This window comes from Rhizobium mesosinicum (assembly GCF_019511345.1).
Lineage (GTDB): Bacteria > Pseudomonadota > Alphaproteobacteria > Rhizobiales > Rhizobiaceae > Rhizobium > Rhizobium mesosinicum.
The window spans coordinates 131,266-144,451 of record NZ_JAEUAK010000007.1; the positions used below are offsets into that span (position 1 = coordinate 131,266).

15 protein-coding genes are annotated in these 13,186 nt (G+C 58.0%); 5 read left to right on the plus strand and 10 right to left on the minus strand.

Annotation, left to right across the window (positions count from 1 at the left end; all coding sequences use genetic code 11):
- The first annotated feature begins 83 nt into the window (after positions 1–83).
- Positions 84–527 carry a Rid family hydrolase gene (locus JNB85_RS19170; RefSeq protein WP_220335890.1) on the plus strand — a complete coding sequence of 148 codons (444 nt, stop codon included), beginning with the start codon at positions 84–86 and terminating at the stop codon, positions 525–527.
- Positions 528–548: 21 nt separating this feature from the next.
- Here the strand turns inward: JNB85_RS19170 and JNB85_RS19175 are convergent, their stop codons facing one another.
- From JNB85_RS19175 to JNB85_RS19190, 4 genes are all read right to left on the minus strand, one after another.
- Positions 549–2,147, minus strand: a complete 1,599-nt coding sequence (locus tag JNB85_RS19175; protein ID WP_220335891.1) for a DHA2 family efflux MFS transporter permease subunit — start codon at positions 2,145–2,147, stop codon at positions 549–551.
- Between the two features lie 53 nt (positions 2,148–2,200).
- A complete protein-coding gene (locus JNB85_RS19180; RefSeq protein WP_220335892.1) occupies positions 2,201–3,367 on the minus strand; it encodes an HlyD family secretion protein in 1,167 nt (388 codons plus the stop codon).
- Between the two features lie 87 nt (positions 3,368–3,454).
- Positions 3,455–4,213, minus strand: a complete 759-nt coding sequence (locus tag JNB85_RS19185) for an SDR family oxidoreductase (RefSeq protein ID WP_220335893.1) — start codon at positions 4,211–4,213, stop codon at positions 3,455–3,457.
- 99 nt (positions 4,214–4,312) lie between these two features.
- Positions 4,313–4,732, minus strand: a complete 420-nt coding sequence (locus tag JNB85_RS19190; RefSeq protein ID WP_220335894.1) for a cupin domain-containing protein — start codon at positions 4,730–4,732, stop codon at positions 4,313–4,315.
- Between the two features lie 315 nt (positions 4,733–5,047).
- Between JNB85_RS19190 and JNB85_RS19195 the strand changes: the two genes are divergently transcribed.
- Positions 5,048–5,986 (plus strand): MBL fold metallo-hydrolase, encoded by a 939-nt coding sequence (locus JNB85_RS19195; protein WP_220335895.1) that lies wholly within the window; start codon positions 5,048–5,050, stop codon positions 5,984–5,986.
- 406 nt (positions 5,987–6,392) lie between these two features.
- Here the strand turns inward: JNB85_RS19195 and JNB85_RS19200 are convergent, their stop codons facing one another.
- The 3 genes from JNB85_RS19200 to JNB85_RS19210 all read right to left on the minus strand — a co-directional run bounded on the left by JNB85_RS19200 (position 6,393) and on the right by JNB85_RS19210 (position 7,299).
- Positions 6,393–6,650 (minus strand): TipAS antibiotic-recognition domain-containing protein, encoded by a 258-nt coding sequence (locus JNB85_RS19200; protein ID WP_220335896.1) that lies wholly within the window; start codon positions 6,648–6,650, stop codon positions 6,393–6,395.
- Between the two features lie 198 nt (positions 6,651–6,848).
- Complete coding sequence (locus tag JNB85_RS19205; protein WP_220335897.1) at positions 6,849–6,992, minus strand: hypothetical protein; 144 nt, start codon at positions 6,990–6,992, stop codon at positions 6,849–6,851.
- 52 nt (positions 6,993–7,044) lie between these two features.
- Positions 7,045–7,299, minus strand: coding sequence for a hypothetical protein (locus tag JNB85_RS19210; protein ID WP_220335898.1), 255 nt, complete (start codon positions 7,297–7,299; stop codon positions 7,045–7,047).
- Positions 7,300–7,820: 521 nt separating this feature from the next.
- Between JNB85_RS19210 and JNB85_RS19215 the strand changes: the two genes are divergently transcribed.
- From JNB85_RS19215 to JNB85_RS19225, 3 genes are read left to right on the plus strand one after another with little or no spacing between them, the layout of a single operon-like run.
- The gene (locus tag JNB85_RS19215; protein WP_223216537.1) at positions 7,821–8,579 is read left to right on the plus strand and encodes a hypothetical protein; all 759 of its coding nucleotides are present in this window, start codon (positions 7,821–7,823) and stop codon (positions 8,577–8,579) included.
- 43 nt (positions 8,580–8,622) lie between these two features.
- Positions 8,623–10,632 (plus strand): alkyl/aryl-sulfatase, encoded by a 2,010-nt coding sequence (locus JNB85_RS19220; protein WP_220335900.1) that lies wholly within the window; start codon positions 8,623–8,625, stop codon positions 10,630–10,632.
- A 10-nt stretch (positions 10,633–10,642) separates the two neighbouring features.
- Positions 10,643–10,831, plus strand: coding sequence for a DUF3302 domain-containing protein (locus JNB85_RS19225; RefSeq protein WP_220335901.1), 189 nt, complete (start codon positions 10,643–10,645; stop codon positions 10,829–10,831).
- Between the two features lie 81 nt (positions 10,832–10,912).
- On the opposite strand, the gene JNB85_RS19230 is transcribed toward JNB85_RS19225, so the two are convergent.
- From JNB85_RS19230 to ku (JNB85_RS19240), 3 genes are read right to left on the minus strand one after another with little or no spacing between them, the layout of a single operon-like run.
- The gene (locus JNB85_RS19230) at positions 10,913–11,272 is read right to left on the minus strand and encodes a DUF982 domain-containing protein (RefSeq protein ID WP_220335902.1); all 360 of its coding nucleotides are present in this window, start codon (positions 11,270–11,272) and stop codon (positions 10,913–10,915) included.
- Between the two features lie 11 nt (positions 11,273–11,283).
- Complete coding sequence (gene ku, locus JNB85_RS19235; RefSeq protein WP_220335903.1) at positions 11,284–12,096, minus strand: non-homologous end joining protein Ku; 813 nt, start codon at positions 12,094–12,096, stop codon at positions 11,284–11,286.
- 11 nt (positions 12,097–12,107) lie between these two features.
- Entirely contained in the window at positions 12,108–13,013 is a 906-nt protein-coding gene (ku, locus tag JNB85_RS19240) for a non-homologous end joining protein Ku (RefSeq protein WP_220335904.1), read from the minus strand.
- Positions 13,014–13,186 lie beyond the last annotated feature (173 nt).

Sequence of the window (13,186 nt, forward strand, 5' to 3'; positions counted from 1 at the left end):
CGCGCGACCCTGTCGAGCGGGTCACCGTGACTAGCGCTTAAAGCGGCGGCCCAGCACCGGACAACGCGAGAGGAGGAGATATTATGAAACCCTCGAAGAAAGTCGCCAACTTCGGAGTCCCTTGGGAAGCAGCCTATGGCTACTGCCAAGCAGTCCAGGTCAAGGATGTCGTTTATGTTTCCGGGCAACTCAGCCACGATAGCAATGGCGACCTCGTAGCTCCTGCGGAGTTGGATGCATCCGGGCGTCCTGTGAATTTTTTGAATATGGAGCCCCAGATGCGGCAAACCTATCTCAATGCCGCGGTTCTTCTCGCCAAATTTGGAGCCACTTTTGACGACGTAGTCGAAGAGACTTTGTACGTTCTGGACGTCGATGCCGCCTTCACGGTAGCCGGAAAAGTCCGGAAAGAAATTTACAGGGCTGAGCTGCCGCAGTGCGCCAGCAACTTGATCGGAATCTCCCGGCTCGCATTCCCCGAGCAACTCATCGAAATCACATTCCGGGCAGTCTTGGCGTCTGGTTGACCTATATCTGTCGAAGGTGTCTCAGTGCCCTCCACCTGCGGAAAGCTGGCCGGGCTTCTTCAGCAGAAGGGACGCTACCAACGCAAAGACGAGTGCCGCTCCCATCAGGAAAAACGTATCGCTGAACGCCATGATGTTTGCCTGCTGTCGGACCTTGAGGGCGATGGTCACGATAGCCTTGTGCGTCGCGGCGGCCTGATCGCTGACGCTATGGCTCAAATAGTGGGCCGCCAGCTTGGCAATGCGGTTACGGGATATCTCGTCGAAAGCGCTGATCGAGTTCGTCAAGATGTTGGAATGAAACTGTTCGCGCTTGGTGAGAAAGGTCTGCAATGACGCTATCCCCACCGCGCCACCGAGGTTGCGCATCATATTAAATAGCGAGGATGCCGACCCGGCGTTTTGCTCTTCGATTCCCGCGGTGGCGACTGCCGATAGCGGGGTGAAGACAAGGGCCTGACCGATGGCGCGGACAACGTTCGGCCAGAATAGCTGGTCGCTCGCGTAGTCTACGGTCATGTAGACGTTCATAAAGTTCGAGGCCGCAAACAGCGCGAAGCCAAGGATGATCAGAAGGCGGACGTCAAAAAGCTTCATCAGTCGCGGAACGAGCGGTATCAGGAGGAGCTGCGGGATGCCCGTCCAGGCAAGCACCGCCCCAATCTGCTGCGAGTTGTAACCCTGCACGCGGGAAAGGTAGATCGGCAGGATGAAGGCCGATCCAAAGAGTGCCATTCCAAGCAGAAAATTCGCGACGATCCCGAACCCGAAGTTTCGCCTGGCGAGAAGCCGGAGGTTGAGCAGTGGGTGATCGCTCCTGAATTCAATGATTAGAAAAAGGGTCAACGCAATTGCCGCGACAATCGACAGGCGTGCGATGAAGTCCGAACCGAACCAATCTTCCTTGTTCCCTTCTTCAAGCACTGTCTGTAGGGCGGCGAGGCCAATGGCCATCGTGACGATCCCGAGCCAGTCTCCCTTTGCCAACATGCGTAGGTCCATGGGCGCGCGATCGAGCGATGCCCAAAGCATGACGACCATGATCACTCCGGGGACGAGGTTCACGTAGAAGATAAATTCCCAACCGTAATTCTCCGTCAGGTAGCCGCCGATCGTTGGTCCTATGGCCGGCGCGAAGGTGGCTGAAAGCGCGAAAAGCGCCAACCCTGTCGGTTGCTTCGGTTTGGGAAGAAGGGTGATGATAATGGTGAAGGCCATCGGAATCAGCGCTCCGCCGGAAAAACCCTGGACGGCGCGGAGTGCGATCATCTGCTCGAGATTGGTCGCAAACGCACATGCGACAGAGAAGACGAGGAAGAGGATCGCGCTGGCGAGAAGGTAGTTACGAACGGAAAACACCCGCGCGAGCCACCCACTCAATGGAATGACGACGATCTCGGCGATCAGGTAGGACGTGGATATCCAGCCGCCGTCATCCTTCCCGGCCCCGATCGCACCCTGAATGTCGGCGAGCGACGCATTGACGATCTGGATGTTCAGAACAGCCATGAATGCGCCGAGTGTCGAGGCGACGACGGCACACCAAACCCGAAACGTGCTGGCGGCGTGTGACATTGGAATATGACGATTTTGGTTCGTCGAAATTAGAAGAGCAGCCATGGCCATGCCTCTTCGTAGTTTGATCGTGCGGGTCAGCTTTCGTTTCGGAAATTCTATGGAGCTTCCGGCGCGTAGGCGTCCTTCGTATCGATTTGCGGCTCTACAGACATGCCGGACCGAAGGGTGGCGGAGACACGCTCGTCGTCGATGAGAATCTTCACCGGAATACGCTGTACGATCTTCGTAAAGTTGCCGGTCGCGTTGTCGGGTGGAAGCAAGGAGAACTCCAAGCCGCTGGCGGGAGAAATACTATCGACGTGTCCCTTGATCTTCAGTTTTGGGAAGCTGTCCACCCTGATCTCAGCGTGTTGTCCGGGGTGCATGTGTGTGAGCTGGGTTTCCTTGAAGTTCGCCACGATGTAGACCGCATGCAAGGGTACGACGGCCATTAGTTGCGTACCTGGTGTCACGAACTGTCCGACCCGGACCGATCGCGCGCCGACCGTCCCGTCAACGGCTGCGACAATGCGGGTATAAGAGAGATTGACCTCTGCCTGATCGACGGCAGCCGTGGCCTTGTCCCGTTGAGCTACCGCTTGATCACGCTGCGTCCTCAGGACCTGAACCCTGCTCTGAGCGGAGACGAGAGCGGCTTGATCGCGCTCAACCGCCGCGGAAGCCTGGTCCAGGATGGATTTGCTTTGCTCCGCGCGCGACAAAGTCCCCGATCCGTTCGAGGTTAGCAGCGCGTTCCTAGCCGCATCTCCCTTAGCGAAGTTGTAAGACGCTTTGGACACCTCGACGGATGCTCTTGCCTGCTCGATAACCGATGCCTGCAGTTCGATCTGGGCGTCGAGATTGTCAATCGCAGCGTCTGCGCCATGCAAGTCGGCTCGCGCGGAATTGCGGGCGATCTGGAAGTCCCGATCTTCAATCGTCGCAACGACTTGACCCGCATTCACGAAATCATTGTCGTTGACCAGAACATCCTTGATGTAACCGGCTACCTTGGGGGCGATGGTGGTATAATCCGCTTTAACATAGGCGTCGTCGGTCGACTCTATGAACCGGCCAGTCGTCCAGTAGTCGTAGCCGAAGTGAGCGGCATATCCCGCCGCTGCAACAACAGCGATCGCGTACGCGCTTTTCTTGAGCAAAAGTTTTGGTGATCGGGTCCGCACCTGCGAGAGGGGCTCTGACGTTTGCGGCTCCGCGTCCTCGTTCTGCCCTTCTGGCTCTATACTTTTGCCAAATGTTTCCTGTCTGGGCAATTCGACCATGGCCCTATCCTCTCAACACGTTCTGTTGGCAGGCCTAATTGGCCGCCGGTCACGGTCCTACGCGCCCGGCGGCCGGATTTTCCTCACTTAGGCTGCGGCTTGGGAGCGTCGCGAGTGCCATGTCCTGAAGTCGAGCGTTCCAAGCTTCGCCGTGCCTAACGGAACCAGCGCCCGGTCATCGACCAGCGTCCCGAAGTACCGCGCCTGAGGATCGACAAGGACTTTTCGAGTATCTCCGATGGAAGCGAGATATTCGGTCACGAAATCGCTCATCGGCTTCTTCTCGGGGCCGGCGATTTCTATCGTTCGGTTCTCGGCGCTAGCGGTCGCCGCTTCCGCGACGAAGCCCGCGACCTCGTCCGCGGCTATCGGTTGGAACGCGCCATGAGGGACGTGGACGGTTCCATCAACCGTAGAACTGTCCGCGATGCCCCCCAGAAACTCGAGAAACTGCGTCGAGCGCACGATCGTGTAGGGAACAGCATTCTTCTTGATGAGTGCTTCCTGTGCGAGTTTCGCCCTGAAGTATCCGTTGTCTGGAGATCGCTCGATCCCGACGATGGAGAGTGCGACATGGTGGCGAACACCAGCGGCGCGCTCCGCCTTGAGCAGATTGGTCGTTGATGTCTCGAAGAACGAAAGCACGGCGCTAGGCTCGTACGAGGGGGAGTTTGTGACGTCTATTACGACGTTTGCTCCGGCAAGCGCGCCGTCGAGGCCCTCGCCGGTGATAGTGTTCACACCAGTAGAAGGAGAGGACTGAAGTACCTCGTGTCCCTGCTTTCGCAGGCGCTCGGCAACTTTTGTCCCGATCAGGCCGGAGCCTCCGATAATGACGATTTTCATGGGTCCATACCTTGTTCAGGGGCGGCACATCAAAGTTCGGATGTGGCCGCCCGGGTTCAGAGAAGATGTGGTTTGAAAGGGTCAGTGCCGTTCCCAACTCTAATCGGTAGCGCGATCCGGCATCGTGAGTTTCGTCTCGTCCGTGTTGACAACGAAGACCGCGAGAATTTTGGCCGGCTTCGTATCGCTGGCATTGGCACTGACCTGATGGTGGTCACCGGGCATTTCGGTCCAGTTTTCGCCTGTCTTATAGATCGTCACTTTACCGTCGTTGATCTGGCTTTTGATCTCGCCTTCGATGACGGTAGCGTAGATGAACGCGCTCTTGGCATGGGTATGGGAGGGGTTACGCCCACCTGGCCCATACTCGACGAGCACGCCGCGCACGCTCTTGCCTGGCACGTTGGGAAGAGGGTGGTCGAAGACCACGGAGACTTTGGCGCTGCGAGGCTTGTCCGCCGCAGCGGCCGGTACTGCGATCAGCACCGAGCAAAACAAAAAGGTCGCGAGCTTTCGCATCATGCTTCTCCTTGGCTGTTGATCCTGCCTATGACCGACGCGGATCGTATGCGACCTACCGTGAGGAGAAATAGATATACCAAGGTTAGTAACCACGGTCGGGGAAGGGTCAGTCGAAAACGGGTGCCTTCGATCACGCACTTTGAAGACAACGACTGTTGGTGGGGTCTGCTGGAAGCGTAGCCGATTAGGTCGCGGCGCTATGCTCGCGTCGGTCCCAAACCTAAGCATACCTCGACCACCCCCTGGCCTCGATTTAGGGTTCTCCTGCAGCCTATGACCGACAGCTCTCACCAACCACTTTTGGAGCCTATTATGTCAACGGTAGAAGCAAGACCCACCACTACATCGATCACTGGAGCTATGCTCGGTATCCCGCAGAACGAACTGGTCCCCTCGCGTTATGCAGTGCGTGTCGGAGACATCGACGTTCTTGTGATCAGCGACGGCGTGCTTACGCCGCCGGCCGAGTCAATGGCCACCAACGCCGACGCGGCAACCCGTTCGGCTTGGCTGGACAACATGTTCTTGTCGAAAGACGCTTTCGACTGGGCTTTAAATGCGATCGTTGTGCGCAGCGGCGCGCAAACCATACTGATAGACAGCGGTCTGGGGGAGGAATATCCGGACTTCCCTCGTGCGGGCTTGTTTGTCCAGCGGCTGGAGGCAGCCGGGATCGATCTCGCGGCCGTGACCGACGTAGTTCTTACCCATATGCACTTCGACCACGTCGGCGGATTGCTGGCCGAGGGAGTGAAGGAACGGCTGCGTTCGGGCCTTCGAATACACGTGTCTTCCGCTGAAGCCGAGTTCTGGAAGTCGCCCGACTTCTCTCGTACCGCCATGCCGCCGGCCCTTGTCGAACTGGCACGACGGGCTTCTCTCGACTTCCTTCGCGAATACGGCAGCCATCTTCGAAGGTTCGACGAAGAGGCAGAGGTAGCACCGGGGGTTGTCGTCACTCGTACCGGCGGCCACACCCCCGGACACAGCGTAGTCCGCCTTGAGTCTGGCGGCGAGCGACTGATGTTCGCGGGCGACGCCATATTTCCGGTTTCGTTCGATCATCCGGAATGGCACAACGGATTCGAGCACGATCCAGAGGAGGCAACCCGTGTTCGCCTTCGTCTGATGAAGGAACTTGCCGCCAATGGCTCGTGGCTGGTTTCGACGCATTTGCCGTTCCCCTCCGTGGGGCGCGTGGCGGCTGCCGGCAATCTCTTCCGTTGGGTCCCGGTCTGGTGGGACTTCTGACGGCTATCTGCCATTGAGGCTCGAAACCAAGCGGACCGGCGTGGTCTGTTCTGAAGCGTGAATCTCGTAGCCGGCGCTTACTACGCCCGTTTCGGCTTTTGCTTGAAGCGGGCGTCGTTTGTATGTTGCGTGAGCTGCATGGTCAGGGGCAATCAAGCAGGTCCGTTATCGCCTGTGACCATTTCGGCATCCGCAGACCGAAGGAAGTTCGGGGGTAGTTCCGTCTAAATTAATCATCCGTTACCGATGGCGCAGGGAGGCCGCATGCACACTTGCGATTAATGCACGTTCTCGACAATGGGCTGCATGGGTCGAACGTCTACAAGATTCTTGCCGAAGGGGTTTATCGCAAGCAGCGCGACCAAGATCGCCAGTGCAGACGCGGCGAACAATTTTCGCTGAAAGCTCATGTTGTCCGACCCTCAGGTCCACCTAGATCGGTGGAAGCGTCCGGAAGCTGGATGTCATCTCTGATGACCCGAGCGAGGTCATCCTCGCCCCGTACGCCAAACTCGAACCAATCGACGAGTGTCTTGGCTTTCGACTGCGCTTCGGCACTGTCTGGAGAGACACCTGTTTCTGCGCACCAATCCCGGAGAATGCGGTCGAGCGTCTGCATGATCTCGTCCGTAATCGGCTCTTTTGGCCAGTCTGTCTTCGACATCTCATTCCCCGCGCCGTTGATCTGACCCAACTCCCTCCAGGCCTCACGGTTCCAGCTCGTAGATAGAGCTTCGTCAACAACGTCACGCAACCCCTTAGAAGGCGTGGGGTAGCGTCATCGTGAATCGGCGGAGGTTTAATGGCTTTTGCCGCGGCTGCCGCAGTCGGAGAAGTCACAGCTGGCCGCTGGAGCCCTTCTTCACGGCAGGATCGCCCACATGAGGGTACCAAAGATCACGATGAAGCCTACAGGCAATGCCAGAAAGCGCGCCATGCCGGCGTTTGTATTGTGATGCCCGACCCACGCGAACCACCAGCTCGGGCCTTGATTTCCATCCGACACGCGCAGGCTCCTTTCCTAAGAAATCAGCAATAGATGACCCGGGTGGCTAGGTTCAGACGCCAGGCGTAACCTTTGGTGGAACCCGCCCGGTGTGATGAACCGGATTATCATCGCCAGCCGCTTCAGCCGGTTTCTCCGTTTGTTGGGACATTCCAGTACGTGCCGGCGGGGCGTCCGCATCCTCGGTGCCAGATTCGCCCGGTTGATCTGGCGAAGGGATCGGCTCGAGGTCCATTTCCGGTGGGCTCGGCTTCCAATTCGTGGACGGTACCGGGTCGTTCTGTGGCTTGTCCTTGGGATCGGTCATCGTCGCGCTCCTTCTCTGTCGAGGAGGAACCGGCTGTCCTCGATAAGGTTCCCTCAACCCCTGGGGCACGGTAGGTTTCGGTTTTAGTTGGACAAGGCCGCTCAGAATTTGCAGTCCGTGGATTGATGACCCGGATGCCTCGTACGAGGTTTATAGCCTCAGCAAACCAGATATGAGGCCGACTCTGCTCATGCATGTTCGCAAATCGTAGGTTGAACCCAATACGGGGGCGGACGACATAGCGTGCCGGGGCTGGATTAAGACGGCTATCGTGTCGACGCTAGACTGGCTACACGTTCGGCAAAGTGATTCCCGGCCAGCTTCTCGCCCTGACTTGCAACGTTCAGTTTTGGTTGTATTCTGTCACTCTGCACAGTCTTTGCTCAACGTGGGGGAGAGCTTATGCGGTCGAACCAGAGAGCGACGGCGGTACCAAACCGGCCGATTAACCTCACTTCGGCGGCATGAACGGGGGGACAATGCCAAAGTCATTTTGGATACCGATCCCCGCTGAGCTACTGATGACTGCCGTCATAGCGGCTGCCTCCGGCAGTCTCGCCGCAGACGCGCTTCCTGTCACCGCTCCAAGTCCGGCTGAGCGTGATCCGAACCGCGTCACCTTTGCGTTCTCGCCCTATCTCTGGATCGCCGGGATTACCGGTGACACAGCCGTGTTCGGTCTTCCCGAGGTGCACAGCAGCGAAAGTTTCGGCGACATCCTCAAGGACGTCGACTTCGGTTTCATGGGAGCCGGCGAGCTGAGATACGGATACTTCAGCGTTCTGAGTGACATCTCATACGCCCGCGTTACCTCGGACTCCGCGACGCCTCGCGGTGTGCTGGCGGACTCCGTCGACCTCAAGCAGGAGACCTTCAGCGCAATGCTGGGTGTCGGATATACGCTGATCGGCAACGAGGAGAGCAGGCTCGACGCGGTCGTAGGTGCGAAGCTCTGGTGGACGGAGACGACCATATCATTCGCCGGAGGACCTCTTGGCGGAACCTCGGGAACAGATGAAGCGACATGGGTTGACGGCTTGGCAGGCTTCCGCGGCGTCTACTCCCTCACGCCAGAAATCTATCTAACGGGGTGGGGCTACATCGGAGCGGGCGGAGCCGACCTCGACTGGGATATCATGGCTGGTGTCGGCTACAAGTGGAAGGAGTCGATCTCCGCCGTCATCGGCTACCGCGCACTCGGCGTCGACTACTCCAACGGCAGTCTCACCAACGACATTGTCGAACACGGGCCCATCCTGGGCGTCGTCTTCCGCTTTTGATCTGGAGATCGCCACAATTACGTTAGCAATCGGAGGAACTGCAATGAATCGCCGTGAATTCCTGACAGCCTCAACTTTTGCAGCCATCGGCGGTTGGACCGCCAGCGATACAAACTTGGCATCTCTCAATCCGATCTCATCCGCGTTCGCCCAGGATGGCGGACCCAAGCCTCCGACACAACACACCCTAGCTATTAACAAGAAGGTGCTCGAGGAGCTGCCGTTCAACGATCGCACGGACTTCGAGTTGGCGCAGCGTGGCTTCATCGCAGGACTCCCAGATGGAGTGATCAAGGACCCTGACGGCAAGATCGCGTTCGACGCAAAGAAATTCGCTATCCCCCTCGACCAGCCACCGCCCGACACATGGAACCCAAGTCTTTGGCGCGTGTCCCAGCTGGACGGCTTATCAGGCCTCTTCAAAGTCGTAGACCGCCTCTACCAGCTGCGGAGCCTTGATGTTGCCAACATGACGATCATGGAGGGCGATACTGGCCTCATTATCATCGACTGCTGCGGTACAGTTTCGGCAGCGCGGGCTGGCCTTGACCTCTACTACCAGCATCGCCCGAAGAAGCCGATCGTGGCGATCATCATGACGCACAGCCATATCGACCATTTCGGAGGCATCGGTGGTGTGGCCACAGCCGAAGATGTGGCCGCCGGGAAGATAAAGGTCATTGCGCCGGCCGGCTTCACCGAAGAAGCGGTGAGCGAGAACCTCTACGCCGGAAACGCGATGATCCGGCGATCAAGCTATCAATACGGGATGGTCCTTCCTAAGGGACCGGACGGTACGCTCGGCTCTGGCCTCGGCATCAGTGGCGCAGACGATCCGCCTACGCTCATCGTTCCGACCGCCTTCATTACGAAGACTGGCGAGAAGATGACCATTGACGGGCTTGAGTTCGAGTTCCTGATGGCACCTGGCAGCGAAGCGCCAAGCGAAATGCACTTCTACACGCCCGCGCTGAAGGCCCTCTGCACTGCCGAGAACGCTTGCCACACGCTTCACAATTTCTATACCCTCCGGGGTGCGAAGACCCGCGACATCTCGAAATGGGTCAAGTACCTCAACCAGACGCTCGATATGTGGGGCGATCAGGCCGAGGTGCTCTATGCGCCGCATCAATGGCCCGTCTGGGGTAACGCCGAGATCAACGACCACATCGAGAAATACCGCGACGTATTCAAGTTTATCCACGACCGGTCTCTTCATCTCGCCAATTCCGGCTACACGATGCCGGAGATCGGCACCATGGTCGAACTGCCGCCTGAACTCGCCAACAACTGGGCGACGCGCGGCTACTACGGGACTGTCAGCCATAACAGCCGCGCCGTCTACAATTTCTACCTCGGCTACTACAGCGGAAACCCGGCGGAATTGAACCCGCTTAGCCCCAAGGACGCAGCCCCGCGTTATGTCGAGATGATGGGTGGTGCCGACGCCATCGTCGGCAAGGCCCGCGAGGCCTACGAAAAGGGCGAATACCGCTGGGTCGCGCAGTTGCTCGAGCACGTGGTCTACGCCGAGCCGAATAATTTGGATGCCCGCAATCTTCAGGCCGATGCGTTCGATCAACTCGCCTACCAGTCGGAGGCCGCGACCTGGCGAAATTTCTACACAATGGGAGCGGTCGAACTTCGCAAGGGCGTTCCGGAGATCGAAATGGCGATTGGAACCTCACCCGACCTTGTCAAGAACATCCCTCTGGAGATGACCTTTGACTACCTCGGTATCGCGCTGGACGCCGAGAAGGCGGCCGGCAAGACAATCAAGATCAACTTCGAGGTCGACGGCACCGGAGAAAAGCGCTCCCTCGTGCTCCGCAACAGCGTCCTGAATTCGCGAACTCGACTTGATCCGTCGCCCGATGCCACGCTGAAGGCCTCAGGAGCTGTGTTGAACGCCGTTCTTATGGGAGGTGACCCCACCAAAGCTGGGGAGATGGGAGGCCTCACGATTGAAGGTCGGAAGGAAGCGCTGACCGATCTTTTGAGTACCATCGGGACCTTCAAGTTCTGGTTCCCAATCGTGACCAGACCGACCTAGCTGCTTCCATGTGGTCAGCACAGCCGCGGTGATCATTAATCTTGGCGATGTTGCTTGGAACGAAGCGACGAGGCAAAACCACCCCCGGAAGCAGGCTGTGCCGGTCGACGGATGGGTTACGCTGTCCCTCGACTTCGCGAGCTGGCCACTTGTGCTGATCTGGGTCCATGTTGACGCTCTGCAAGAGGAGAAAGACTGAATCTCAGTGCCCCAGGGGATAGAACCACTCGGGACGACAGGTGTCGAGCGGGATCGTAAAACCGCATCAGGGAAAGCTCGGTCAGTGGCTGTGTCTTTCGCGCTTCGTGTGCGGTTGTCTCCATTGCACCGTCGATCGGCTAGCCGACGACCTAGCTCGGATTCTTGGCTTCTGTTCGTCGTCCGGGAGAACCTTTAAGCCCGCATCCCTTGCGGCGGCGACGAAGGCTTTTCTGGCCTTCGTGGTATCTGTCTCAAGCTGGACAGCTCTCACGCATGTGGCAAGCGCATGCTGCCATACCGTGTCGTTCGCCCGTTTCGGCCAGCGCTCAGACATCAATATCCCCATCATGCCAGAGACGGTCGTGGCGGTGCTGAAATGATCTGCATCGGGAAGACCGACTGCGACTTCCCTGATAGGTGCGAATGCAATGTCGTTCATTGAATTCCTCCTTATCCAGCCTTACGCGATTTCAGGTCCTTCTCGACCGACTTTCTCAAGGCATCCATGATGTTGACGACGTTGGAGGCCGGAGCGGCTTCGGATTTCTTGCCTTTGGTGGTCTTCTTCGGTTTCAGTGCTTTCTTCTTCTCCTCGATGAGGGCCAGCAAGGCTTCCTGTATGGGATCGGTGACCATGGTCGGTGACCAATGTTTCGTCCGCTGCTTGATCAGCTTCTCGACCAGGGGAAGGGCGTCTTTCTCGCAATCGGGATCGATCCCTTCGAAGTAGGATTCCTCCGGACGCACCTCGTCGCCGAAGCGAAGGGTCCAGAGCACGATGCCTTCGTCACGGGGTTCGAGGATCACCGCCCGTTCCCTTCGTCCGATGACGAGCTTCGACACGCCGACAACCTTCGACGCCTTCATGGCGTCGCGAATGACGGAAAAGGCCTCCTGGCCGACCGGATCGTCGGGCGTCAGGTAGTGAGGTTTCTCCAGATAGGTCCAACCAATGGAATCGGCAGGCACGAACTTCTCGATGTCGATCGTTCGCACTGTGTCGAGCGCCACCGAGTCCAGGTCTTCGTCCGTCAGGATTACATAGTCGTTCTCGCCGCGTGCGTAGCCCTTGGCCTCGTTCTCGTCCTTGACCGGTTTGCCCGTGACGGAGTCTATGTACTGCGAGACGACGCGATTGCCGGTGGCGCGATTGAGCGTGTGAAACCGCACCTTCTCCGATTCCGATGTCGCCGGCGACATTGCGACCGGGCAGGTGACCAGCGACAGCTTGAGGTAACCTTTCCAATAGGGACGGGGTGCCATCGCGCGTGCTCCTATCCGGCCTTCCGCTGCGCGGCGGCTGGCGTTGCGGTTTTAGCGGCCCTGCGCGAGGCAGGTTGCCTGGCAGTGCCCTTGTTGGCATTGGCGGCCGTGCGTTTGGGTGGTTCGGGAGATTTGCCTGCGAGGCCTGCGCTTTCACGAAGGGCTGCCAAAAGGTCATTCGGCTTCGAAACCTGCACCTTCTTGGGCTTCGGCAGGGACCTGCCTTCGATCTTGGCCTTCACAAGCTCTGCCACTGCCTGTTCGTAGCGGTCGTCAAAGGTGGCGGGATCGAATTCGCCGATCTTCGTGGAGATGATATGCTTGGCAAGATCGAGCATTTCGCCCTCGATCTTCAGCTTCGGTATTCCTTCGAATGCAGCCTTCGAAGATCGTACCTCATAATCGTATTGCAGAGTCGTGGCGATCATCCCGTTGCCGTGAGGGCGAACGAGTACGGTTCGCATCCTTCGGAACAGCACTGTTCGGGCAATTGCTGCAACGTTTGATTTCTTCATACCGTCGCGTAGCAGCGTGAACACGGCTGAGCCAATTCGGTCGCTGGGCGTCAGATAATAGGGCTTGTCGAAATAGACGTCGTCGATCTCGGAGCAGGGGACAAAGGCTTCGATTTCCAGCGTCTTATTGCTCTGGGGAACGGTGGTTGCGATCTCCTCCGGATCGATCATGATGTAGCGACCATCGTCGATCTCGAAGCCTTTCGTCTGCTCTTCTTTCGGAACCGGGTCATCAGTTTCGCTGTCGACGAAAATACGATTCACCCGGTTACCCGTCGCTTTGTTGATGGTGTTGAAGGTAATGCGTTCAGCAGTAGAGGCAGCCGTGTAGAGGGCCACCCCGCAGCTGACTTCTCCAACTTTCAGAAAGCCCTTCCACTGGGCACGGTGTCCTGACGCCACGACGCGACACTCCGAATCGATGATCAACGACTCAAAGACGTGCGAAGGTGATTCGTTCCGACTCGAAACGAATCATTTTTCAATGGCTTACGACTTGATGTTGAGGTTTTGATTCAGGACGCCTTCACCGAGCAAATTGCCAACGCTGTCGTCGTAGTTTAGCCAGGGCCCTC